Annotated in this window: 21 protein-coding genes and 1 pseudogene; 10 read left to right on the top strand and 12 right to left on the bottom strand. The window is 71.2% G+C overall.

What is annotated here, in order from left to right; translation table 11 throughout:
• Window positions 1-82: 82 nt before the first annotated feature.
• Window positions 83-904 (bottom strand): PhzF family phenazine biosynthesis protein, encoded by an 822-nt coding sequence (locus ACF088_RS24745; protein WP_392377955.1) that lies wholly within the window; start codon window positions 902-904, stop codon window positions 83-85.
• Between the two features lie 211 nt (window positions 905-1,115).
• On the opposite strand from ACF088_RS24745, the gene ACF088_RS24740 reads away from it, so the two are divergent.
• Window positions 1,116-1,754 (top strand): PadR family transcriptional regulator, encoded by a 639-nt coding sequence (locus ACF088_RS24740; RefSeq protein ID WP_392377954.1) that lies wholly within the window; start codon window positions 1,116-1,118, stop codon window positions 1,752-1,754.
• Between the two features lie 73 nt (window positions 1,755-1,827).
• Here ACF088_RS24740 and ACF088_RS24735 read toward each other — a convergent pair whose 3' ends face one another.
• Window positions 1,828-2,256 carry an SRPBCC family protein gene (locus ACF088_RS24735; protein WP_392377953.1) on the bottom strand — a complete coding sequence of 143 codons (429 nt, stop codon included), beginning with the start codon at window positions 2,254-2,256 and terminating at the stop codon, window positions 1,828-1,830.
• A 301-nt stretch (window positions 2,257-2,557) separates the two neighbouring features.
• On the opposite strand from ACF088_RS24735, the gene ACF088_RS24730 reads away from it, so the two are divergent.
• Complete coding sequence (locus tag ACF088_RS24730) at window positions 2,558-3,088, top strand: Clp protease N-terminal domain-containing protein (protein ID WP_392377952.1); 531 nt, start codon at window positions 2,558-2,560, stop codon at window positions 3,086-3,088.
• A gap of 74 nt (window positions 3,089-3,162) precedes the next feature.
• Entirely contained in the window at window positions 3,163-4,317 is a 1,155-nt protein-coding gene (locus ACF088_RS24725) for a DMT family transporter (protein WP_392377951.1), read from the top strand.
• A gap of 34 nt (window positions 4,318-4,351) precedes the next feature.
• Here the strand turns inward: ACF088_RS24725 and ACF088_RS24720 are convergent, their stop codons facing one another.
• Window positions 4,352-5,014 (bottom strand): FMN-binding negative transcriptional regulator, encoded by a 663-nt coding sequence (locus ACF088_RS24720; protein WP_392377950.1) that lies wholly within the window; start codon window positions 5,012-5,014, stop codon window positions 4,352-4,354.
• A gap of 8 nt (window positions 5,015-5,022) precedes the next feature.
• Window positions 5,023-5,688 carry a pyridoxamine 5'-phosphate oxidase family protein gene (locus ACF088_RS24715; protein WP_392377949.1) on the bottom strand — a complete coding sequence of 222 codons (666 nt, stop codon included), beginning with the start codon at window positions 5,686-5,688 and terminating at the stop codon, window positions 5,023-5,025.
• Between the two features lie 35 nt (window positions 5,689-5,723).
• Here ACF088_RS24715 and ACF088_RS24710 point away from each other — a divergent pair, with 35 nt between their 5' ends.
• Complete coding sequence (locus ACF088_RS24710) at window positions 5,724-7,055, top strand: aminotransferase class I/II-fold pyridoxal phosphate-dependent enzyme (RefSeq protein WP_392377948.1); 1,332 nt, start codon at window positions 5,724-5,726, stop codon at window positions 7,053-7,055.
• A 118-nt stretch (window positions 7,056-7,173) separates the two neighbouring features.
• Here the strand turns inward: ACF088_RS24710 and ACF088_RS24705 are convergent, their stop codons facing one another.
• Entirely contained in the window at window positions 7,174-8,256 is a 1,083-nt protein-coding gene (locus tag ACF088_RS24705) for a DMT family transporter (protein ID WP_392377947.1), read from the bottom strand.
• Window positions 8,257-8,330: 74 nt separating this feature from the next.
• On the opposite strand from ACF088_RS24705, the gene ACF088_RS24700 reads away from it, so the two are divergent.
• Complete coding sequence (locus tag ACF088_RS24700) at window positions 8,331-9,239, top strand: LysR family transcriptional regulator (protein WP_392377946.1); 909 nt, start codon at window positions 8,331-8,333, stop codon at window positions 9,237-9,239.
• A gap of 72 nt (window positions 9,240-9,311) precedes the next feature.
• Here ACF088_RS24700 and ACF088_RS24695 read toward each other — a convergent pair whose 3' ends face one another.
• From ACF088_RS24695 to ACF088_RS24685, 3 genes are all read right to left on the bottom strand, one after another.
• On the bottom strand, window positions 9,312-10,685 hold the full coding sequence (locus ACF088_RS24695; protein ID WP_392377978.1) for a carboxyl transferase domain-containing protein: 1,374 nt from the start codon (window positions 10,683-10,685) through the stop codon (window positions 9,312-9,314).
• Between the two features lie 256 nt (window positions 10,686-10,941).
• Entirely contained in the window at window positions 10,942-12,402 is a 1,461-nt protein-coding gene (locus tag ACF088_RS24690) for an acyl-CoA synthetase (protein ID WP_392377945.1), read from the bottom strand.
• A 192-nt stretch (window positions 12,403-12,594) separates the two neighbouring features.
• On the bottom strand, window positions 12,595-13,059 hold the full coding sequence (locus ACF088_RS24685) for a pyridoxamine 5'-phosphate oxidase family protein (RefSeq protein ID WP_392377944.1): 465 nt from the start codon (window positions 13,057-13,059) through the stop codon (window positions 12,595-12,597).
• Between the two features lie 373 nt (window positions 13,060-13,432).
• Here ACF088_RS24685 and ACF088_RS24680 point away from each other — a divergent pair, with 373 nt between their 5' ends.
• Window positions 13,433-14,080 (top strand): isochorismatase family protein, encoded by a 648-nt coding sequence (locus ACF088_RS24680; RefSeq protein ID WP_392377943.1) that lies wholly within the window; start codon window positions 13,433-13,435, stop codon window positions 14,078-14,080.
• Between the two features lie 165 nt (window positions 14,081-14,245).
• On the opposite strand, the gene ACF088_RS24675 is transcribed toward ACF088_RS24680, so the two are convergent.
• Together ACF088_RS24675 and ACF088_RS24670 are read right to left on the bottom strand one after the other, a co-directional pair.
• A complete protein-coding gene (locus ACF088_RS24675) occupies window positions 14,246-15,394 on the bottom strand; it encodes a hypothetical protein (protein WP_392377942.1) in 1,149 nt (382 codons plus the stop codon).
• 1,019 nt (window positions 15,395-16,413) lie between these two features.
• Window positions 16,414-17,019: a hypothetical protein gene (locus tag ACF088_RS24670; protein ID WP_392377941.1), complete on the bottom strand. Its 606-nt coding sequence runs from the start codon at window positions 17,017-17,019 to the stop codon at window positions 16,414-16,416.
• Window positions 17,020-17,581: 562 nt separating this feature from the next.
• Here ACF088_RS24670 and ACF088_RS24665 point away from each other — a divergent pair.
• Both ACF088_RS24665 and ACF088_RS24660 read left to right on the top strand, forming a co-directional pair.
• A complete protein-coding gene (locus ACF088_RS24665) occupies window positions 17,582-18,715 on the top strand; it encodes an FAD-dependent oxidoreductase (RefSeq protein ID WP_392377940.1) in 1,134 nt (377 codons plus the stop codon).
• Window positions 18,716-18,805: 90 nt separating this feature from the next.
• A pseudogene (locus ACF088_RS24660) lies at window positions 18,806-19,036 on the top strand (hypothetical protein); the annotation flags it as partial.
• 223 nt (window positions 19,037-19,259) lie between these two features.
• Here the strand turns inward: ACF088_RS24660 and ACF088_RS24655 are convergent.
• On the bottom strand, window positions 19,260-20,519 hold the full coding sequence (locus ACF088_RS24655; RefSeq protein ID WP_392377939.1) for an alpha/beta fold hydrolase: 1,260 nt from the start codon (window positions 20,517-20,519) through the stop codon (window positions 19,260-19,262).
• Window positions 20,520-20,576: 57 nt separating this feature from the next.
• On the opposite strand from ACF088_RS24655, the gene ACF088_RS24650 reads away from it, so the two are divergent.
• Together ACF088_RS24650 and ACF088_RS24645 are read left to right on the top strand one after the other, a co-directional pair.
• Entirely contained in the window at window positions 20,577-21,128 is a 552-nt protein-coding gene (locus ACF088_RS24650; RefSeq protein ID WP_392377938.1) for a helix-turn-helix domain-containing protein, read from the top strand.
• Window positions 21,129-21,556: 428 nt separating this feature from the next.
• Window positions 21,557-21,955, top strand: coding sequence for a hypothetical protein (locus ACF088_RS24645; RefSeq protein ID WP_392377937.1), 399 nt, complete (start codon window positions 21,557-21,559; stop codon window positions 21,953-21,955).
• A 113-nt stretch (window positions 21,956-22,068) separates the two neighbouring features.
• On the opposite strand, the gene ACF088_RS24640 is transcribed toward ACF088_RS24645, so the two are convergent.
• On the bottom strand, window positions 22,069-22,632 hold the full coding sequence (locus ACF088_RS24640; RefSeq protein WP_392377936.1) for a Rieske (2Fe-2S) protein: 564 nt from the start codon (window positions 22,630-22,632) through the stop codon (window positions 22,069-22,071).
• Window positions 22,633-22,707 lie beyond the last annotated feature (75 nt).

Below are 22,707 nucleotides of genomic sequence, written 5' to 3'. Positions count from 1 at the left end.
GGCGCACCGTCGGTGCCGGCCGCGCCCCCAAGGGACCCGAGCGACTGCTTCCGCCCGGTCCGCCCGGTCCGCCCGGTCCGGCTCAGCCGGTGGCCAACAGCTCGCCGTCGATGACCGTGACCGCCGAGCCGGTCAGCAGCGTACGGTCGCCGCGCAGCTCGGTGCGTACGAAGCCGGTGCGGGCGGCGCCCTGCAGGCCGACGAGCGCGTCACGGCCCAGGCGTGCCGACCAGAACGGGGCGAGCGCGGTGTGCGCGCTGCCCGTCACCGGGTCCTCGTCGATGCCCACCCCGGGGAAGAAGCAGCGCGAGACGAAGTCATAGCCGCCGCCGGGGTGATCGGCGCGGGCCGTGGTGATCACGCCCCGGCCGCCGTGTCCGGCCAGGGCCTTGAGATCCGGGGCGAGCGCCCGTACGGACAGCTCGTCGGCCAGCTCCACCAGCAGATCCCCGACAGCGGGGCCGGTGTCGTGCGCCGAGCGGATCTCGGTGCCCAGCGCGCCCGCGACGAGCGGCGGCACCTCGACGGGCGTGAGCGGGGCGGTCGGGAAGTCCATGGTGATCGCCCCGCCGGTGCCGACCGTCGTGGTCAGCACCCCGCTCCGGGTGCGGAAGCGGACCGTACCGGTGGCCGTCCCGGTGGTGTGCAGCACATGTGCGGTGGCCAGCGTGGCGTGCCCGCACATGTTCACCTCGGCGGCCGGGGTGAGCCAGCGCAGCGCCCAGTCGGCGTCATCGCCCTCGGGCAGCGGGTGCGCAAAGGCGGTCTCGGAGAGGTTGACCTCGGTGGCGACCTGCTGCAGCCAGGCCGTCTCGGGGAAGGCGGGGGAGTCGAGGAGCACGACTCCCGCGGGGTTTCCGGCGAACGGACGCTCACTGAAGGCGTCGACGATACGAATCCTCATGGTCGCGAGCGTAGAGGTGCCGCAAAGCCGCAGGCCAAGGCCAATCCGAGGGAATTGGCCACGGGCACGGGGCCGGTCATCGCTGCCCGTGGCGTACCGCCTGCACGAGACGTACGTCCACCGACCCGCTCGGGGGCTTGCTTCGACGAACAGTCCCGATATATCGTTGAGGTATCGCGACCGATCAATGAGAGAAAGGGGGGACGCCCTCATGCGTTCCCACGGACACGATCACGGACATGAGTACGGACATGAGCGCTGCGGTCCCGGCCGTCATGGCGGCCGCGGCGACTTCGCGGGCGGCGGGGAGCGGAGGCGTTCCCCCTTCGGCCCGTTCGGCCCGCCGTTCGGGGGCCCGCCCTTCGGTGGGCCGCCCATGGGCGGACGGGGGCGCGGCGGACCGCGCGGCCGGGCGCGGCGCGGCGATGTGCGCGCCTCGATACTGGCCCTGCTCAAGGACCGCCCGATGCACGGCTACGAAATGATCCAGGAGATTGCCGAGCGCAGCGGCGGGGCGTGGAAGCCCAGCCCCGGCTCGGTCTACCCGACGCTGCAACTCCTCGAGGACGAGGGGCTGATCGCCAGCGCGAGCGAGGGCGGCAAGAAGCTGTTCTCGCTGACCGACGCAGGGCGTTCCGAGGCCGACAGCGGCTCGGACGCCCCCTGGGAGGACGCCGGCCGCGGCGTCGACTGGGATGCCATGAACGAGATCCGCAAGGCCGGCAGCGGCCTGGTCGAGGCCTTCCGCCAGGTGTGGGCCACGGGCAGTCCCGCCCAGCGGGAGAAGGCGATGGCGGTGGTCAACAAGGCACGCAAGGAGCTGTACCTGATCCTCGCCGAGGAGGACTGAGCGGCGGTGACGGTGACGGGGCTGCGGGCGGCGGAGGCTTCGGGAGCACGGCGCGTGGGTGGCTCCCGAAGGCTCAGGTGACCAGCCCGGCGAGCCTGCGCAGTGACTCGTTCAGTGCGGCGCCCGCCGAGTCCCTGAGTTTGCCGGCCATCAGTGAGACCGCGGCGCCGGTGAACGCCCCGTCGATCCGCACTGTCGTCGCCCCGCCGTCCGGAACGAGCTCGTAGCGCATCCCCAGGCCGACCCCCATCGGGCCCTTGCCCTGGATGCCGAGCAGCCGTCCGGGCTCCAGTTCCCGCACGGTCCAGACGACTTCCGCGGGGAAGCCCATCAGTTTCATGCTCTCCTCGTAGTCCGCGCCGACCTCGAGCGATGCCGGCCCGCCTTGGGGGAAGGCGGTGTGGGTGGCGTTCCACTCCCCGTACGAGTCGAAGTCGGTGAGCCGGTCCCAGAGCTTCTCGGCCGGCGCTTCGATACGGGCCTGCGCGGTCACTTCGGCCATGCGATCACCCCTTCGGTGACGGTCCCTGGCTGATGCCGCGGAACGTAGCCGCACGGAGGTGAAGGTTCAATACCGATGACCGTCTCTTGCTGATGGGTCGTCAGTGATCCGAGAAGGGTCTGTCCGGGGTGGCCGCGACGTAGCAGCGGCCGCCCCGGGCTCGCATGTCCGGCCTCCACGATTCCCCCGCATCTCCTCCGTAAGGATGAGATCGTGTGCGGCCGTGCCCAACCATCGTCGGATGCATAAATGCTTCCCGCCGGGGATGTTCCGGCGCTCGGGGGCTGGTGGGGTGGGTGGTGTGCAAAACCGTACTGCGTACAGTGGTGGCGACGGGCCCGCCCAGGAGGAGCTCGACAGCCTGCTCACCGTCGAGCTCGCGACGGTCGTCTCCGCCGCCCGCAGGCGGGCCACCCGCGACGGCGACCGGCAGGTCGACACCGCGCATCTGCTGCACGGCCTCCTGGAATCGGACCCCGCCGTACGCGACGCCTTCGACGGCACCCCGCAGATCGCCCGGCTGCTGGGCTACCTCGTCCAGCGCAGCATCGGCTACGGACTCCAATGGCACGGCACCATCGAGGACTCAGGAGCGGTCCCCATGGTCGCCGAGGGCGGGGTCCCCGGCTGGTCCCCGGCCGCGGCCGCTGCCATGGACGGCGCCCTGGACCGTGCCCATGCCCGCTACGCCACCCGCGCGGGCTGCCTCGACCTGCTCGCCGCTTTGGTGGACGATCCCGAATCCCGGGCCGTCGAAGTGCTGCGCCGGGCCTCCGTCGACACCGGTCGGCTCGCCGCCCGTCTGGACGGGGAGCGCGCCGGCTGCGACTGACGGGGAGAACCCCGCCGGATAAGGACAGGGGCATCGGGGGTGTCACTGCTGACGGCGGCTGCCATGATGACCCGATGCACGCGTCATCGGGGAGCCCGGCAGGTTCATCGACCGGTCCGGGCCAGGGAATGTCCGGGTCCCGGGAGACCCGGTCGTCACCACCCGCCCTCGGGGCGAGCCGTAGCGCATCGCCCCGAGGGCGCGGCGCCGGCCTCGGTATCGCCTTGCTGTCCGCCCTCGCCTTCGGTGGTTCGGGCGTCGCCGCCAAGCCCCTGATATCCGCCGGTCTCGAACCGCTGCACGTCACCTGGCTGCGGGTCGCCGGCGCCGCGCTGGTCATGCTGCCCCTCGCCTGGCGCCACCGGGACCTGCCGCGGCGCCGCCCCGCGCTGCTCGCGGGCTACGGACTGCTTGCCGTCGCGGGGGTGCAGGCCTGTTACTTCGCCGCCCTCTCCAGTATACCCGTCGGTGTCGCGCTGCTCATCGAATATCTGGCGCCCGCCCTCGTGCTGGGATGGGTCCGCTTTGTTCAGAAACGGCCGGTCACCCGTGCTGCCGCGGTCGGCGTGGTGCTGGCCGTCGGCGGACTGGCCTGCGTCGTCGAGGTCTGGTCCGGACTGCGCTTCGATGCCATCGGGCTTGCTCTCGCGCTCGGCGCGGCCTGCTGTCAGGTCGGCTACTTCGTGCTCTCCGATCACGGCACCGACGGCGACGACACGGTGGACCCGCTCGGCGTGATCGCCTACGGCCTGCTGATCGGCGCCGTCGTCCTCACCGTGATCGCCCGGCCCTGGGGCATGGACTGGTCGGTGCTGGGTGGCGGTACGGAGCTGAACGGTGCCCGGGTGCCCGCTGTCCTGCTGCTCGCCTGGATCGTGCTGATCGCGACGGTGGCCGCGTACCTCGCCGGAGTGGTCTCGATCCGTCGGCTCTCGCCACAGGTGGCCGGGGTGGTCGCCTGCCTGGAGGCGGTCATCGCGACGGTCCTTGCCTGGGTCCTGCTCGGCGAACACCTCTCCGCGCCGCAGGTCGTCGGTGGCGCGGTGGTGCTGGCCGGCGCCTTCATCGCACAGTCGGCCAAGCCGAAGGCGACGGAGACGGTGCGGGTGGCGGGCGCCGGTGCCGGGCCGGGCACCGGCGTGGCGGAGGGGGCGGACGCCGGCACGGAGGGCGGGGCGGACGCCGGTGTGCCGGGAGGCGGTGTGTCCCCGGCGTCCTCGACCTCTTAGGGGCTGTCGCGGGGCGGGGCGCCGGCGCGTCGTTTCAGGAGTGAGACGCGCCGGTGACCGTGCCGGCTGCTGCCAGTCGGCGCTGTTGGTGGGTGCAGGCCGCCGCGTCCCCGGGGCCGTCCCGTTCGGTGAGGCGTTCCGAGATGCGCTGCTGGACGGCCTCGCTCCGCTTGCCCCCGTACTTGAATTTGGCGCGGACCTCGTGCACTTCGAGGCGCAGGCCGCGGATGCCGGACAGCAGCCGCCCGTACGGAGCCGCGCCGGCGGCGACGGGTGCCGAGCCGCCGTCCGGCTGGAAGTGGCCCAGCTGTCGCTGCAGCAGCTCGGCCTTCGCCTCCGGAGCGTCCACCACATGGGCGGTGCAGGTCAGCTGGACCGCTGCATAGAAGCTGGTGGGGACGCCGTGCTCGGGCGGCTGGTCCTCGGCCGCCTGCCAGGGGCCGGGGATGTAGGTGTAGTCGTCCACCACGCTCAGCAGCACCGTCGGCCGCTCCTCCAGCGCGTCCCAGAGGGGGTGGGGGCGGGCGAGGTGGGTGACGGCCTCGCGGCGGCAGGGGTCGTAGGCGAAGTGCAGCGGTTGCAGCACCGGAGGCTCGCCGGGCCGTCCGTTGGCGGCCAGCTGGCCGAAGTCGTGTACCGCGAGCCACTGTTGCCACTCGGCATCGTCGGTGGGGGCGTCCCAGGGATGGATCAGCACGTCGCTCCTCAGCGGGCGAAGAGGTACGCCGGCTCGGGCGTGCCGGGCGCGAGATCGTCGGAGGCTCTGGGCGCGCCGTAGACCGGTGCCACGGGGAGGACACCGCTCCAGTACGGCAGCGCGAGGTCCTCCGGCTCGTCGTTGGGGCCACCGCTGCGGATCTTGGCGGAGACCTCGCGCAGGTCGAGACGGATCACGGCGGTCGCGGCCAGTTCCTTGGCATTGCCCGGCCGGGAGTCCGCGGCACGTCCCGGCACCACATGATCGACGAGGGCGTCGAGGGCGGCCTTCTTCTCGTCGGGGTCGGTCACTTGGCGCGCGGTGCCGTGCACCACGACGCAGCGGTAGTTGATGGAGTGGTGGAACGCGGACCTGGCCAGCACCAGACCGTCGACGTGGGTGACCGTGACACACACCTCCAGGCCGGGGTCCGGGGCTTCACCCGCCATCCGCAGCGGACGGGAACCGGACGATCCGTGCAGATAGAGGCGGTCGCCGACGCGGCCGTAGAGCGTCGGCAGGACGACGGGGGAGCCGTCGCGGACGAAGCCCAGATGGCAGACGTATCCCGAGTCGAGGATGGCGTGCACCGTTTCATGGTCGTAGGCCGCGCGTGCACGGGCGCGGGTGGGGGTCGTGCGCGTGGTGGGTTCGTACGCCTCGCTGCAGGTCATTGCCAACTCCATTGCATTAGTGCATAATCATGTTTGTGCTAGGAGAGTATCGGATCGCAGGGCGGCGCGCATCGGAGATTGCCGCCAGTGTCGAGCGCGCCGTCGGTGCCGGTGAGCTCCAACCGGGCGAAGTCCTGCCCCCACTGCGGGAGTTGGCCGTCTATCTCGAAGTCAATCCGAATACGGTTGCGGCCGCGTACCGCACGCTGCGCGACCGCGGGGTGATCGAAACCGCGGGGCGGCGCGGCAGCCGGGTGCGCCCCCGTCCCGCGAGCACGACCCGTGAGGCGCTGCGGGCGGAGGTCCCGCCCGGCGTCCGTGACGCCTCCGACGGAAACCCCGATCCGTCCCTGCTGCCCCCGCTCGAACGGGCACTGGCGCAGGCCGCGGCGCGCAGCGCGCGGCGCCCCGTGCTCTATGGCACGCCTGCGGTGGACGACGACCTTGCGGCCCTCGCCCGTGCGGCGTTCGACGGCGACGGCGTGTCGGCCGGCCCCGTGGCCGTCACCAGCGGCTCACTGGACGCCATCGAGCGGGTGCTGGCCGCCCATCTGCGGCCCGGTGACACCGTGGCGGTGGAGGACCCGGGGTGGGGCAGCCTGCTGGATCTCATCCCGGCGCTCGGGCTGCGCCCCGCCCCGGTCGGGGTGGACGACGAAGGCCCGCTGCCGGAGCAACTGGCGCGCGCGCTCCAGGACGGCGCCCGTGCCGTTGTCGTCACCGACCGGGCGCAGAATCCCACCGGAGCCGCGGTCAGCCGCGCCCGCGCCACCGAACTCCGCACCCTCCTGGCCGCCCACCCCGGTGCCCTCCTCATCGAGGACGACCACGGGCACGGCATCGTCGACCTCCCGCTTCATCCACTCTCCGGCGTCACCGACCACTGGGTCCTGGTCCGCTCGACGGCCAAGGCGTACGGTCCGGATCTGCGCCTGGCGGTGCTCACCGGCGATGCGCTGACCGTCGACCGGGTGCGGGGCCGTCAGGGCCTCGGGCCGGGCTGGATCAGCCATCTGCTCCAGGATGCGGTCGTCCACCTCTGGCGGACGTCCGCGGTCGACCCGGAAGCGGTGGCCGGAGCGTACGGGCGACGGCGTGAGGCGCTGATACGGGCCCTGGCGGAGCGTGGAATCCTCGCCCGGGGCCGCAGCGGAATGAACGTGTGGGTACCGGTTCCGGACGAGACCGGTGCGGTGTCCCGGCTCCTGCACTCCGGCTGGGCGGTGGCGCCCGGTGCGCGCTTCCGTCTGCACTCCCCGCCCGGCATCCGCATCACCGTCTCCGCCCTTACCGATGACGACATCGCCCCCGTGGCGGACGCCGTTGCCGCGGCAAGGGGGGTGGGGGAGGCACGGCGGTACGAGTGAGAAGGCCGGGCCGAAGTGCGGGAGCCCCCGCGCCGAAGTGCGGCAACCTCGTGCGAAGTGCCGGAGCCCCCGGGGCTCGGGGGCTCGGGAGCCTGGGCTCGTTGTCCGGACGGACCCGTCAGCCGGTGGTGGAACCGGGCCGGGAGAGCGTGGAGGTGCTCGGGCGGGGCTTGCTCTGCGTGAGGGCGGCGCCGGCCAGGACCACAAGGGCGCCGACGGGTGTGTTCCAGCTCAGCTGTTCGTGCAGGAGGGCCACTCCGGCCGCGGTGGCGATCACGGGGATGAAATACGTGACCATCTGTGCGGTGGTGGGGCCGATCTCGGCGACCAGCCCGTACTGGATGAGGAAGGCGAGGCCGGTGCCCAGGGCGCCGAGGGCGAAGACGGCGAGCAGCGGGATGACCGGGTAGCCGGCCGGTGCGGTGGTGAACAGGGGGGTCACCACCGCCAGTTGGGCGGTTGCCAGCAGCAGCTGGGCGCTGGACAGGGACAGGTGGGAGTGCGGGACGCCCGCCAGGGTGCGGCGAACGTAGATCCAGCCGATGGCGTAGCTGAGCGAGGCGCCCAGCGCCATCGCGGTGCCCGTCAGATCCGTACCGGCGAAGCCCTGCCAGGCGCCGAGCACGGTGAGCACACCCAGGAATCCGAGGCCGAGCCCCGCGACCCGGCGCCGGCTGGGGCGGTCCTCGGAGAGCGCGATGACCGACAGCGCCATGCCCCACAGCGGAGAGGTGGCATTGCAGATGCCGGCCAGTGTGGAGGGGATGGTCAGCTCGGAGTAGGCGAAGAGGGAGAACGGCAGTGCATTGAGGAAGAACGCGGCGACGGTGAGGTGCGCCCAGACGCGGGGGGAGCGGGGGAGCCGCTCCCGCTTGATCACGACGATGATCAGCAGCACCAGCGCACCGAACGCCACCCGGCCCAGCGTGACCTGCAGCGGGGCGAAGCCCTGGGTGCCCACCTTGATGAAGAGAAAGCTGAAGCCCCAGACCAGCGAGAGGACGGCGAAGCGGAGCGGCCAACCGCGGGCTCGGCCGGTGGACTTCGGGGCCGCGACGCCGGAGCGAGTCGAGGCGCCGGAGCGAGCTGAGGCGGTCGCGGTTGCCGTGCTGCGCGCGTCGGCGGCGGGCGGCGCGGTCGTGGCCGAAGTGTGCGTGGTGGTGGCGGAGGCGGCGGTGGCTGCGCCGGTGGCGGTGCTCATGACGACCACGATGCGGCGTACAACTTCGTAGCACAAGCGAGAATTCGTGGCGGGTATCGCTTAGCATTGCTTATATGTTGAACCTTGATCGCCTACGGACGCTGAGTGCGGTCGCCCGGCACGGCTCGGTGAGCGCGGCCGCCGACGGACTGCATGTGACGACCTCCGCCGTCTCGCAGCAGATCGCCAAACTCGAGCGGGAGACCGGACAGCAACTGCTGGCGAGGAACGGGCGCGGGGTCCGGCTGACCGACGCCGGACGGCTGCTCGCCGACCATGCGATGCGCATCCTCTCCCAGGTCGAGCTGGCCCAGGCCGAACTGGAAGCGCATCGCGGCCAGGCGGTGGGCGAACTGCGGCTGGGCGCGTTTCCGACCGCGGCACGGGGGCTCTTCCCGGCCGCGCTGGTCGCCCTCCGGGCCGAGCACCCGCAGCTACGGGCGCGGCTGACGGAAATGGAACCGGACGAATCGGTGCGTGGCGTGGTGCGCGGCGATATCGATCTGGCCGTCGTCCTCGACTGGTACAACCGGCCGCTGTCGCTGCCCGAAGGGCTGGCGAAGGCCCCGCTCCTGGATGATCCGGCCGATGTGGCGATGCCGTGCACCCATCCGCTCGCAGGCCGGCGGTCGGTGGAGCTGGAGGAATTCGCGGAGGACGAGTGGATCTCCTGGCCGCAGGGGGAGTTCTGCCATGAATGGCTGATGTTCACGCTGCGCGGCAAGGGCATCGAACCGCATATCGCGCATATGGCCGAGGAGCACCACACCCAGCTGGCCCTGATCGCATCGGGGTTGGGAGTCGCGGTGGCTCCGCGCCTCGGCCGTGGACCGGTACCGGAGGGGGTGAGTGTGGTGCCCGTCCGCCATACGATGCGCCGTCATGTCTACGCCATCTGGCGCGCGGACGCTGACCGCAGGCCCTCGATCCGTGCCGCCGTGGGAGCGCTCCGCGCGGCCGGGAAGGGCGTGGAGGTCCGCTGAGACCGGAGCCGGACCGGAGCCTGCTGCCGGCCGTCTCCTGCCGGAAGTCTGCTGCCTCCCGCCGCCCCCCGCTCAGGGCGGTGGAACGATGCCGTGAATGACGCCCAGTTCCAGCAAGTCCTGCGGGCGGATGCGGAGTTGGTCAGCGGTGTCGTGGATCTGCGTTTCGTCGCGTTTGAGGATGGCCGCGGCCAGTTCCGGGGCGATCACGGAGAAGTAGCTGTCCGGAGTCGCCCACAGCCGGTCCGGTGCGGCAAGGGCCAGTGCACCGCCCGAACCGCCCTCACCGATGAGCAGGGAGGTGACCGGCACCTCGGCCGTGGCGAGCGCCGCGAAGACATCGGCGATGGCCGCGCCGGCACCGGCCCGCTCGGCCGCGGCATCGTTGGCGGCGCCCGAGGTGTCCACGAGGGTCAGGACCGGGATGCCCAGCCGGTCGGCGAGCCGGACCAGACGCGCGGCGGTACGGAAGCCGGCCGGGCGGGTGGCCGTGCCGCATTGGGCGGCGAAGGCGATCGTGCGCCCCTCACGACGGCCGAAACCGCACCGTATCCCGGGGTCGACGCCGCCACAGCGGTCGCCGCTGATCTCCTCACGGTCGTCGAAGTACGCGCGCAGATATGCCTCGGCACGCGGCCGCCCGGGCTCGCGGGCGCGGACCACCGCACCCCAGCCGGTCTCCGGCAGCCCGCGGGCCCCGAGCGCGTACGGCAGAGGCGCGGGCTCCACGGCGCGCGTACGGGACTCCTGGGGCGGGCACAGCAGGTGCATCCACCGTTGGAGCGTGTCCCGCAGCCGGTCGGGCGGCACGACGGCATCGATCTGGCCGGAGGCCAGCTGCCCCTCGGCGGAGTAGGCGAACGGGTCGGCATCCGGGGGGCGCACCCGTGAGCCCGCGAAGCCGACCTGTGCCCCGGGAAGCGCGAGGATCACATCGGCAGCCGCGCCGAGGGTGGCCCAGCCACCACCGGTCGTCGGATCGCGCAGCACGGCGATCTGCGGCAGCCCCGCGGCACGGTTCAGCGCCGACTGCCGGGCCACCCGCTGGAGTTGGGTCAGCGCGCGCATCCCCTCCTGCATCCGGCTGCCGCCCGTGGCGATCAGTGAGACGACCGGCAGACCGTGCTCGCGGGCGTGCGCGTAGGCGGCCTCCAGCCGGTCGCCGGTACGCTCGCCGAGGGAGCCGCCGAGATAGCGGAATTCGAAGGAGAGCACCACGCTTTCCCTGCCACCTATCGTGGCCAGGGCGGTGACCACCGACTCCTCCTCGCCGGTCCGTGCGTGCGCGCGGGCCCGGGCGTCGTCGTAACCGCGCCAGCCGAGCGGACCGTCCGGTGGGGCCGATGCAGCAGCCGGCGTTTCACGGCCGGCGGGAACAGTCGTCTCGGTGTACGTATCCGCTACCGCCGCAATGGCTTGACGCGCCGTCAGCCGGGCATACGGCATGGTCGTGCCAGTCGTGCCAGTCGTGCCAGTCGTGCCAGTCGTGCCAGTCGTGCCAGTCGTGGCAGTGGTGGCAGTGGTGGCAGTGGTGGCAGTGGTGGCAGTGGTGGCCGGGGTGGCCGGGGTGGCCGGGGTCCGGTCGTTGTCCGCGGCCTCGTGGCCCGCGCCTCCCGCGCCCTGGCTGTCGTCCGCGCCGCGGCGCCCGCTTCCGGCCCCGGCCCCGGCCGCGTTTCCGGCCCCGGCCGTGTCCCGCCCGCCGTTACGCACGGAGCTCACGCTTCAGGATCTTGCCCATGTCATTGCGCGGCAGGGCGTCCAGGAAGTGCACGGTGCGTGGGCGCTTGTGCGGGGCGAGCTGGCGGGCGACATGATCGGCGAGCTCCTGGCCGGAGGGTGCCGGGCCTGCGTCCGGACCGGTCTCCGCCACGACCCAGGCGACGATCCGCTCGCCGAGATCTTCGTCCGGCGCGCCGGTGACGGCGGCCTCGGCGATCCCGGGGTGGGCCAGCAGCGCATTCTCGATCTCGCCCGCGCCGATTTTGTAGCCGCCGCTTTTGATCAGGTCGGTGGCCTTGCGGCCCACGATGCGGTAATTTCCTGCGCCGTCCCGGACCGCCATGTCGCCGGTGCGGAACCATCCCCCGTCGAAGGCGGCGGCGGTGGCATCGGGGCGATTGAGGTACTCGACGAAGAGGTTCGGACCCCGGACCTGGATCTCGCCCACCGTCTCGCCGTCGTTCTCCTCGATGGCCCGGCCCGCATCGTCGACGAGCCGGACGTACACCCCCGGCAGCGGTACCCCCACCGTGCCCGTGGCATCGGGGCCGTCCGCCCGCACGCTGGTGTTCATGAGCGTTTCCGTCATGCCGTAGCGCTCGATCACCCGTCGGCCGGAGGCCGCCGCGATCCGCTCATGATCGGTCAGCGGCAGTGCGGCCGAGCCGGAGACCAGCAGCCGGGCCCGGGAGAGCGCCTTGGCGAGTGCGGGGTCACTGCCGGCCTCGGCGGCCAGGCGGTGATACATCGTCGGCACGCCGAACAGCATGGTGCCGTCCGCGGAGAGCTCACGGGCCACCGCGTCGGTGCTGAAGCGCCCCAGGTGGTGGACGCAACCACCGCGGCGCAGCGGTCCGAGGACGCCGAGAATCAGGCCGTGGACATGGAAGAGCGGCAGGGCGTGGACGAGGACGTCGTCGGCGGTCCACTGCCAGGCGTCCTCCAGGGCGTCGAGGGTGTGCGCGATGGCACGCCGGGGGAGGACAACGCCCTTGGGCGGGCCGGTCGTGCCGGAGGTGTAGACGATCAGGGCCGGTGCCTCGTCGCCCGGTTCGTACGGCAGCGGGCCGGGCTCGGCGTCCTCCGGGGGCTCGGCTGCCTCGATGTCGACGCGGGGAAGCGCGGCGAGCGGCCCCGGCAGATCGGCGCCCGGTTCGGCAAGGACGAGCGACGGCGCACTGTCCGCCACGATGTGCGCCAGCTCGTGCTCGCCGATCTTCGGATTCAGCGGCACCACGGCCACTCCGGCGAGCAGTGCGCCCACCACACCGACCGACGTCTCCAGGGTCGGCGTCGCCCACACGGCGATACGGGTCTCACCGGCGATCCGCTCGGCGAGCGCACCCGCCACCGACGCCAATTGGCGATAGCTGAGGGTGCGGTCACCGAAGCGCAGCGCGGGTGTGGGCGAAGCGTCGCGCAGCGCGGGGAAGAGCACGTTCACCGGATCTCCTTCGTCCTCGTCGGCGCCCGGCCCGTCGCGGCCGGGCCGTCCCGCTCCCGTACCCCTGCCGGTACCGAAACGGGCTGACCCACACCACTCTCGCAGAGACCACCGACAACGCGATCGGATCCCGGGTCCGATCCCTCCGTGGGCGGTGATCGCCCCCACGTCACCGCGCCCGCGCCCTGATGCTCACCCCGGGAGCTTGCGGAAGTCCCACGATGCGACCGACTCCGGCGTCAGGCGCAGCCACGCATGGCGGCCGTCGTGTGGCATCGCGGACATCCCGAAGTACTTCTCCGCGAAGAGCCGCTCCGCGGTATCGAGCCCGGGGCACGGCTCGCCGGTGCGCGGCGCCTCGCCGACGAAGTCCGCGCGGCCCGTCAGCTCGGCCCCGCGCAGCTCGCCGTACTCGTGCCCGTCGTCGACGATCACCGCGAGCCGCGGGTCCCTGCGAAGCTGTGCCCACCGCTTGCTCCGGGTGATCGAATACAGCCACAGCGCCGTGCCGTCCCAGACGAACCAGAGCGCCCCGACGTGCGGCATACCGTCGCCACCGACCGTCGCGACCCGGCAGGTGCGCTGCGCCCCGAGGAACGCGTCGAGCTCGCTCTGCGTCATCATGATCCGGCGCCCGCGCCGCTGTGTGTCGGCCATCCTTCATCGCCCTCCGCCGTGTGCCCCCGCTCATGGGGCGGCACTGAACTGACCCGCTTGCCTGACACCGGCCTCGCGACTATCTGACGAGGTGTCAGAAATCATGCGGGCTCTTCCTGGCGTGCGCAATGCCCGATACCCTCGGCCGGCCCGGGCCGGCCGAGGAACCAGGTCCGCCAGGAATCACGGCGAGCAGGGGCCTGGCCCACCGGGAATGCAGGCGCGGCAGGAAATCAGGCAGGCCAGGAAAGCAGGCACGCCAGGAATCAGGCACGGCAGGATGCCGGCCCGGCGGAAGTAGGGCTCGACAGGAATCAGTCCGTCCGGCTGGAGGGAGTCCGGCAGGGAATCACGTCCGCCAGAGGGGAATGCGATGTCTTCGGGCGCTGCACAGCTCACCGATCAACTGGACCCGGCCTCAACGGTGCTGCTCACCGTCGAGTGCCAGCGCGGCGTGGTCGGCCCGGACAGCGCGCTGCCCGAGTTGGCGGACGCGGTCCGCAAGTCGGGTGCGCTGGCGCGGGTGGCCCGGCTGGTGGCGGCTGCCCACGACACCGGCGTCCAGGTGCTGCATGCCGTGGCCGAACGCCGTCCCGACGGCCGCGGCGCCAGCCGCAACGCCCGCCTCTTCCGGGCGGCCGAGCGGCTGCCCGTCCAGCAGCTCACCGGATCCACCGCAGTACGCATCGCCGATCCGATACCCGTCGCCGAGGACGACCTGGTGGTGCGCAGACTGCACGGTCTCTCGCCGCTCGCCGGCACCGAAGTGGATGCGCTGCTGCGTAACTTCGGATGCCGGACGCTCGTCGTCACCGGGGTGTCGGCGAATGTGGCGATCCCCAATGCCGTGTTCGATGCGGTCAATCTCGGGTACACGGCCGTGGTGCCCGCGGACGCCATCGCGGGGGTGCCCGCCGACTACACCACCGCGATGGTCCGTAACACCCTCGCTCTGGTCGCCACCGTCACCACCACCGATGATGTTCTGACCAACTGGCGACGACCGCGCGGTGGCCGCTGACCCGGGTCCGGGGCGCCCGACGTCGGCTGGACCGCCTGACGCTCCCGGATGTCACGTACGGCACGTACGGCACGGGAAGGTCATGACCGGCACCGGAAGGTCAGGGCGGCACCGGAAGTTAAGGATTCATGCCCCACACCGGAAGCCAGGGGCGGCACCGGGATATCAGGGCTGGTACGCCTGGCGCAGGGCACAGGTCCAGATGACGGCACGGGGAGTCGATGTGGCGTCGGCCGCGGAACCGCCTACGCGCTCGTCGTCGCCGACGGCGTACGCCTGGGAGGCGCCCTCCGGGGAGAGCCGGGGCAGCGCCAGGAGGGGGCCGGTGCCCGGCCATATCTGGGCCTGCTCCGGGGGAGCCGTCTCCGGAGGGAACGGCCCGACCATGTGGCTGTCCAGAGCGGTGCCCACACTCACATCGGTGGTGGGGCTGATGGCCTCGAAGGTGCCGCTGGTGCGCTCCCCGAGCAGCCCCGGTTCGCTCTCGGTCGCGTACGGCGGAAGCCACTGGGTGGGGGTCCGGGTGTCCAGCCGGGTGAAGTCGTGGGTGCCCACGATGCGTCCGGCGCGGTCGATGTCCCGGGGGTACCAGTAGTCGTAGGGGACTCCCGAGGGCCAGTACCGCTGGAGCGGTACGGCCGCGGCGTCGCTCCGGGCGGACCAGAAGAGGCCCGCCGACCACGACTCCTCGTCCTTGACGGCCTCGCCGGAACCGGCGATCTGCCCGGCGTTGTTGATGGCGGTCACCGAGCTGAGCGAGTATCCGGCCGGCGGCGTCAGCCGGCGGTGGATCCGGGCGCCCTCCCATTCGAGACCGAGGAGAGCGCCGCCCTTGACCCCGTCGCCGACGATCAGACCCCGGTCGTTGACGTCCGCTGCGTGGGCCCCGTCCGGGAGCAGGGTCACCGTGCGGGCCCCGGAGCGGAAGCTGAAGGCGGCGGTACGGCCTGCTCCGTTCAGGGATCCGACCATCAGCCCCTGCGCGTTGACGGCCGCGACCTCGCCGCCGGTGAATCCGGCGGGCAGCGGTACGCGATGGACCCGGGTACCGGTCCAGTACACGGGCAGGCCGCGTGATGCTCCCACCGCCAGGGCTTTCGGTCCGAGTCCCTTGACCTGGCTGCCTCCTGAACCGGGCAGGGAGGCCAGGACCTGGAGGGCGGGCCGGCAGTCCGTGGGCTTGCCGGCGCCGTCGGCGGGCCGGGCCGGTGCGGTCGGTGCGGTCGGCGCGGCCGGAGCCGGGCTCGCCGTCAGCAGGGGAGTGAGGAATGCGGCCGCGACAACTGCCACCGCGGCACGGATATGTCTTCGCATCATGGTCTCCGTTTCGAGAACACTGGAAGGTCCCCCGTCATCAACGCTGGAATGTGCCGTGAACACTTGAAGGGAGCAGAGAGTGACTGAGTTTCTGCGCGGTCCGTGAGGCGCTGGGATTCCCCGCGACGTGCCGGGATTCCCCGTGATGTTGCAGAGTTTTCCGCATGAGCCGAAAAGTCCCGTGACTTCCTGGGGCATCCCATGGATTCCAGGAGACTCCCGTGGCTTGGGGGAGCTTTCAGGAATCAGTGCGGGAGGTCAGGAAACGGGAGCCCAGGGAGAGGGCGCCCAGGGAAAGGGAGCCCAGGGAATGGTTCCTAAGGCATCCGGACGATCCACACCGGTCCGCGGCCGGGCGGTTCAGGTATGCCCGTGGGACGAGACGGACCTCCGGCGCCGGCTGAGCCTCGTGCAGATACCGCCCATGTCCTTCATCTACTTCCTCCGTTACCGGTTGGGGAAGTTCCACGGACCGGCACCTTTCCTACCGCACCCATGACAATGTGGGACGGTTCCTCCGGCCAATGGCCGGAATTCGTCCGGGAGTGTCCGGGTCCGTTTCCGGCCAGTGCCGGTGCCGGTGCCGGTGCCGGTGCCGGTGGCGGTGGCGCCCTGGGGTGGAGAGATCCTGCACTCTCCTCGTGCGGCGGTCCGACGGAACTTCGCGTGACGGTCCGGACCGAACTTCGCATGACGGTCCGGCACGGAAATTCGCCGTTCCGATCACTCCGTCCAAAGCCTTCGGTGCCAGGAATTCCGGCACGCGGCTCGTCCGGACGGACGCTGCAAAGAGCGGCGCGACGGAGTCCACGCCGCGTCCTACCGAGCCGAGTTCGAGGTGCAGGACTTATCGAGGCACATACGGAAACGATGCCGGGGGCGCGGTTCCTGTCCGGCGAGCACAGGCAGCCCCGGTGCGGGGTCCACGGAGGGCGGCTCAACTCGCCGAGCCTCGACGAGAACGGCGCACTCGGTTGCGCCCGGCCGCTCCCGAGCCGTCACGACCAGGCCGGTGCTCAGAGGTAGGGGCTCCACCGGCCGAAACGTGCCATCAGCTTCCGTGCCTCGTCCTCGTCCAGGCCGAGTGCGGCGGCGGCCTGCTCGGCGGTCGCGTCCTGCCGGGCATCGTGGGCCGGCCAGTACCCGACCCGTACAGCGGTCACCTCCAGCCGACGGGCTGCCCGTACGGCCGTCAGCGGTGAGGACTTCGCCAACTTCTCGATCTCCTCCTCCAGTCGGGTCAGCAGTCCGGTGACCGCCTCCGGCAGGGAAACGGCCGAATTCTCCACCTCAACGGTGTGCTCATCCCAGTCCTGCAGGCACACGTCTGCTGCGAACGCGCCCGCCTCGGCCAGCTCCTGTTCGCCGAACTCGTCCCAGTCCAGCCGGTGCTCCGTGCCGGTCCAGCCGCAGGAACACACCGCGCGCAGCGCCGCCGCCCGCGGTACGTGCGCGAAATGGCCGTCGTAGACACTCCACTGCGCGACCGACTGCCCGCCTCCACCAGAGTTCATCTGGAAGAACACCGGGCCCGGAACGGTGCCGTCAGCCAGAAGGACACCGACCGCGCCCTCGTGCGAGGCGCCGAACTCCTCCGTCGTCCATGTCTCCCGTTCGCTCATGGCACCCTCCAACCGCTTCGCTTTCACCCGAGCGCGCCCGGGGCGGGGCGCCGGAGACGACGATGCCGCAGCCCCGGAGGGCGGACCACCGGTTTCCCCAAAGAGGCGAGGCGCGCCCCTGTCCGCAGCCGCAAGGCCGTCTCCCGCAAGGCCGTCTCCCGCAAGGCTGTCTCCCGGAAGGCCGCCCCCACCTGCGCAGTGTCCTCGCCTCGCCGGCCTCCGCGCCCGCGGCGTATGCTGCGCGGCCGAACTCGACGAACGCGCCATCGATTTCCTCGCCAGTTCGCCTCCGATCCAAGGGGCGGCGCTTGGAACATCCGCATCGGATCGTGCGCTGAGTCAGTGCTGAGTCAGTGCTGCGCCAGTGCTGACTCAGCGCTCAGCCTCCTCCCTCTGGAACACCATTCCGGTGAGGTGTCGGGACTGATGTGCGGTGTCGGGTGTCGGCCACATAGCGGGGGCTGTCGGTCCGATGTCGGCGGCTTGTCGGCGGGGCCTGGCAATTTGCCGGAGATCCTGCCGGATACCCATCCGGCAGGCGTGCGACACACAAGGAATCACCATGACCACTGACGTCACGATCATTGGCGCCGGGCTCGGAGGACTGACTCTGGCCCGCGTCCTGCACGTCCACGGCATCCCGGCCACGGTCTACGAGGCGGAGGCCGCACCGACGGCGCGCGCGCAGGGCGGGATGCTCGACATCCACGACTACAACGGCCAACCGGCTCTCCAGGCGGCAGGCCTGACCGACGAGTTCCGCGGCCTCATTCTGGAGGGCCGCGAGGCGATGCGGGTCCTCGACCGGGACGGGACCGTTCTGCTCGACGAACCCGACGACGGCACGGGTGGACGCCCCGAGGTGCAGCGTGGTGAGCTCCGACAGATCCTGCTCGACTCGCTCCCGGCCGGCACCGTCCGGTGGGGCCACAAGGCCGACGGCGTCCGTACCGTCGGCGACGCCCGCCACGAGGTGGCCTTCGCCAACGGCGTCACCGTCGTCACCAGCCTGCTGGTAGGTGCGGACGGCGCGTGGTCACGGGTCCGGCCGCTGCTCTCCGACGCCACACCCGAGTACATCGGCAGGTCGTTCATCGAGACGTACCTGTTCGACAGCGACGCCCGGCACCCGGCCACCGCGAAGGCGGTCGGCGGCGGGTCGCTGCTCGCGCTCGCGCCGGGAAAGGGGATCCAGGCTCACCGGGAGAGGGGCGGCACCCTGCACACCTACGTGGCGCTCACCGAGCCGCAGGACTGGTTCGCCGCCATCGATTTCACCGATGCCGCCGCGGCCGCCGCGCGGATCGCCCAGGAGTTCGACGGCTGGGCACCGGAGCTCACCGCGCTGATCACCGAAGGCGACACCGCGCCGGCCCTGCGCCACCTCTACGCCCTGCCCATCGGGCACCAGTGGGACCGGGTGCCGGGCGTGACTCTTCTTGGCGACGCCGCCCACCTCTCGGCCCCGAACGGCGAAGGCGCCAACCTGGCCCTGCAAGACGGCGCCGAGCTCGGCAAGGCCATCGCCGCGCACCCCGACGACGTCGAAGCCGCCCTTACCGAGTACGAGCAGGCCATGTTCCCCCGCGGCACCGAAGCCGCCACCGATGGCACCCGGCTCCACGAACTCCTCTTCGGCGACCACACACCCCACAGCCTGATCACCGCGTTCGCCGAGGACGAGCAGACCCCATGAGCCGCTGGGTGTACGGCCCTTCGTACGTCACCTGTAGATCGTGATCTTGCTGGTGGGGTAGGGCTGCGGCCATGGGCACAGAGCGATATCGGATCGCGGATCGTACGGGTTCTGCTCACCGCATCTGACATCACCGCCGGCGAGCGGTTGGCGGGCCGGGAGCTCGGCTCGGAACTGGAACAGGAGCTGAAGGCGAGCGCCCGCAAAGCACGGCTCTTGGACGAGCGGGCAGCTGCTGACATCGTGCGGGTGGTGACGGACGGGCGGCTCGTCGCCGACATCGCCCGTGAGGTGGTGGCCGCTACCGGTTGGGGCGGTTAGCGCTCCGCCGGCACATCGTGGTCTTCACGTGCGGGCCTCGGCTTGTCGCCCGCAATGGCTGGTACGCGATCGCTCCTGATGACGGCGGCGCCGTGATTCTGCGTCTTACGGGCGCAACGGCAGGCTCTGCTCTGGCTGATCAGCAGCCGCAGGCCTTCCGTATCCAGCGAGCCGACCGGCTGCCCACCGCAGGGCATGCGCGGTGGACACCGGCCTGGTGGCGTCATCGCCCGGGTGCCAGCCACTTCGCGATGTCGGTGACGACGGCACGGTCGACGTGTTGGGGCGCTGCATAGTCAGTCGGCGTGGAGGGTCCTTCGCCGGGGAAGAACAGGTGGTCGTCGGCGTCGTATATGCGGATCGTGACATCCGAGCGGTGGGCGAGGCCACGCCTCCAGCGCGCGAGGTCGTCGTCGACGGTCACTTGGTAGTCGCGTCCTCCTTGGAGAATGAGCATCGGTTTGTCCATACCGGCGGCAGCGGAGACCGGGTCGTAGCCGCGCATGTCCAGCCAGTACGACGCGGGGAAGCCGAACGGCAGGTCCGCGGCCGGCGTCGCGGCAGACAGCTCCCGGCTGTCGACACGTGCGGCCTGTTCGGCGGCGATGGCGACGGCGGCTTCGATGTCAGGGCCGGGACTCACGGTGGAGAGGTAGCGGGTGACCCGGACGGCGGCGTGGTGCATCGGCTGGGTGTCCCCCGCCAGGATCACCAGGCCGGCGACGCACGGTTCGGCGGCTGCCACTCGCGGCGCTACCTTGCCGCCCATGCTGTGGCCCAGCAGGAAGACTCGCTCCGCGTCCACGGCCGGGTGACGGTGCAGTAGGCGGACGGCGGCTACCGCGTGCGGCACGTACTCCTCCGACATGGTGAAACCGGGCGCGGAGGCGACGTCCGGGTGGGTGTGGGTCACCTTGTCGAACCGCAGCACCGCCACGCCGCGGCCGGCCAGTCCCCAGGCCAGGTCCTTCAGCGGTTTGTTCGGTCCGCTGGTCCCGTCGCGGTCGAAGGGGCCACCGCCGCTGAGGAGTACGACGCCGGGCCGTGGACCACGCCTCCGGGGCAGCGTGAGCGTGCCGGCCACGGCGGATGGCCCGCTGCCGACGGTGACTTCCTGCTCGGTGAACTCGCTCCGGGCCGCGTAGGGCGGCGGTGTCCAGGACGTGGTGGACGGGGGTGCGAGCTGCAGGCCGTGCAGCATGCCGGTGTCGTCCACCGACATGACCACGGTCAGGCCCCCGCCTTCGCAGATCACCGGGACGCTCACGTGGACCAGTCCCGGTTGGCGCTGCTCGGTCGTCGGTTGTCCGATCTCCGAGATCGATCCTTGCGCGCTCGTCTGGGTCGCCCAGGCCGTCCGCAGCGTTTCCGCGGATACGACTGCTCGCAGCCGCGGCGCGAAGAGCTCTTCGATCTCGGTGAACTGCCCGCTGCATGCCAGGTCGACCACTCGCGTCGCACTCTGTATCGCGCTCGGTCCCATCCCCCACTACCTTTCTCATTTTTTGCGAACGGTAGCATGTTGCGAGAATATTGACTCATGGACACGTTGGAACTCCTGGCGCACCCGGTGCGCCTGCGGATCGTGCACGCCATGCGTGGCGGGCGGATGCTGACCACGGCCCAGATGTGCGCCCTGTTGCCGGACGTATCGAAGGCGATGGTCTACCGGCATGTCGACGTGCTCTGTGGGGGCGGAATCCTCGAAGTGGCGGAGGAGCGGCGAGTGCGGGGCGCGGTGGAACGGGCCTTCTGCCTGCGCCAGGACCGCGCGGTCATCGACGCCGAGACGGCCAAGTCGCTCTCGCTGGACGATCACCGCGGCGCGTTCGCCACCGCACTCGCCGTGTTGGCCGCGGAGTTTCATGCCTACCTCGAACAAGAGGGCGCCGACCCGGCCGCGGACCTCGTCGGCTACCGGCAGCACGCGGTCTGGCTCAGTCGCGGTGAACTCCACGAGCTGATCGGTGAACTGCGAAGCGCGATCGCGCCCCGGCTGGCCAACCAGCCCACAAGCGACCGCGCGCGGTACCTGCTCAGCCCGATCCTCTTCCCGATCGAGGAACCGCCCACAGACTCAGCCACCGCTTGAAGCTCCGGTGGCTCGAAGCATGTGCAAGATCGCCGAGAATCGGTGGGTGACCAGCGGTTCGGATCGGTAGTGTGCTCCGACCTCGGCATCCACGACCTTCAGCATGGCTGCGAGATGTGGCGGCGCGCCCCCCCCGCAGGGCTCGGAGCGGGGGCCCCGGAAGTGCGGGGCCAGGGCCGGGCGATCTCGTCGCTCAGCCGGGTGGCCGCCTCGTCCAGGTGGGAGAGGGGCTCCGGGGCGCGGGCGTCTTCGACCGAGCAGGTGCGTGCCTTGGGAGGGAATGGGCCGACCATAGTTACGAGGTAGTGACCATCGGGAGTCAACCTCGTGGCACGCCGGCAGCTCTATCTCGTTGTAAACGCGTCAATTAGGGACTCTTGAGGCCTAGTTGGCGTATTGGGAACGTAGGTATCCAAGGAGACGCGAGTATGAAGCGTGACCTGAAGCGGTTCGCGGTGATCGGCGCGCTGGGTGTGGCCTCGACGGCACTGGCAGCTTCCCCGGCGTTCGCGAAGAGCGACATCTCGATCCAGGCCACTCCCCATACGGTGCAGGTCGGCCACGTCGTGAAGGTGGACGGCCAGGGCGGGGACGACGCCGAGCGGTACACCACGCTCGTCATACAGGAGAGGTCCGGCAAGCCCGGCCACTGGGGCCCTTGGCAGACCGTGAAGCAGAGCTTCAGCTTCGATGTGCACGCGGACGTCAAGGCCACGCACACGGGCGAGCTGCAGTTCCGTTCGGTGCTGTACTCGACCGACGAGAACCACCAGCACGCGAAGACGGACCGTACCTCTGCGCCGGTGACCATCCACGTCGTCCGCTAGCCGACGCGACGGACGGCACCGCACGCCCGGGCGTCGAGAATGGCGCTTCTGCGGCGCCCGTGACACCCGCCCGCCGGGGCTGCAACCCGGCGGGCGGCTGGGCGGCCGCGCCGTCAGCCGAGGGTGACCGAGCCGCCCTTCACGTTCACCTTGGCGGGTGCCAGCCCCTTGGTGGCGGGGCCCTTCTTCACGCTGCCGTCGGTGATGTCGAACTTGCTGCCGTGGCACATGCAGTTGATGGTGCCGCCGGAGACCTCGCCGACGACGCAGCCCGCGTGGGTGCAGATCGCGGAGAACGCCTTGATGTCGCCGTCCTGCGGCTGGGTGACGACGACCTTGTCGGCTTTGAAGATCTTGCCGCCGCCCTTGGGGATCTCCGACGTCTTGGCGAGGGTGGTGCCGGCGCCCCCACCGGCGGCGTCACCACCCGCCGCGCCGCCTCCACCGCTCGCCCCCGAGCTGCCGGCCTGACCGCCGCCCTCGGCCTTGGAATCGCCACTCCCGGCGTCCGCCATGCTGCCTCCACAGGCCGCGAGCGCCGCCGTCAGCCCGGCCGCGCCGACCGCCGCGACGACGGTCCGCCGCGCCGCCCCGCGCCCTGCCGCCGTCTGTCCGGTCTCCTCCGTCGCGATCATCGCTTCGGTCTCCGTCTGCTGCGACGCTGCCTGTCGAGCCATGGTCTGCCTCCGGTTCATGGTGGTGCCTGCGGTGCGCGTTGTGCTCCATGGGCGTTGCACAAGGTCCATACGGAG

The organism is Streptomyces sp. NPDC015125 (genome assembly GCF_043080045.1).
Taxonomy (GTDB): Bacteria; Actinomycetota; Actinomycetes; order Streptomycetales; family Streptomycetaceae; genus Streptomyces.
This window is presented reverse-complemented; position numbering and strand designations above follow the sequence as displayed.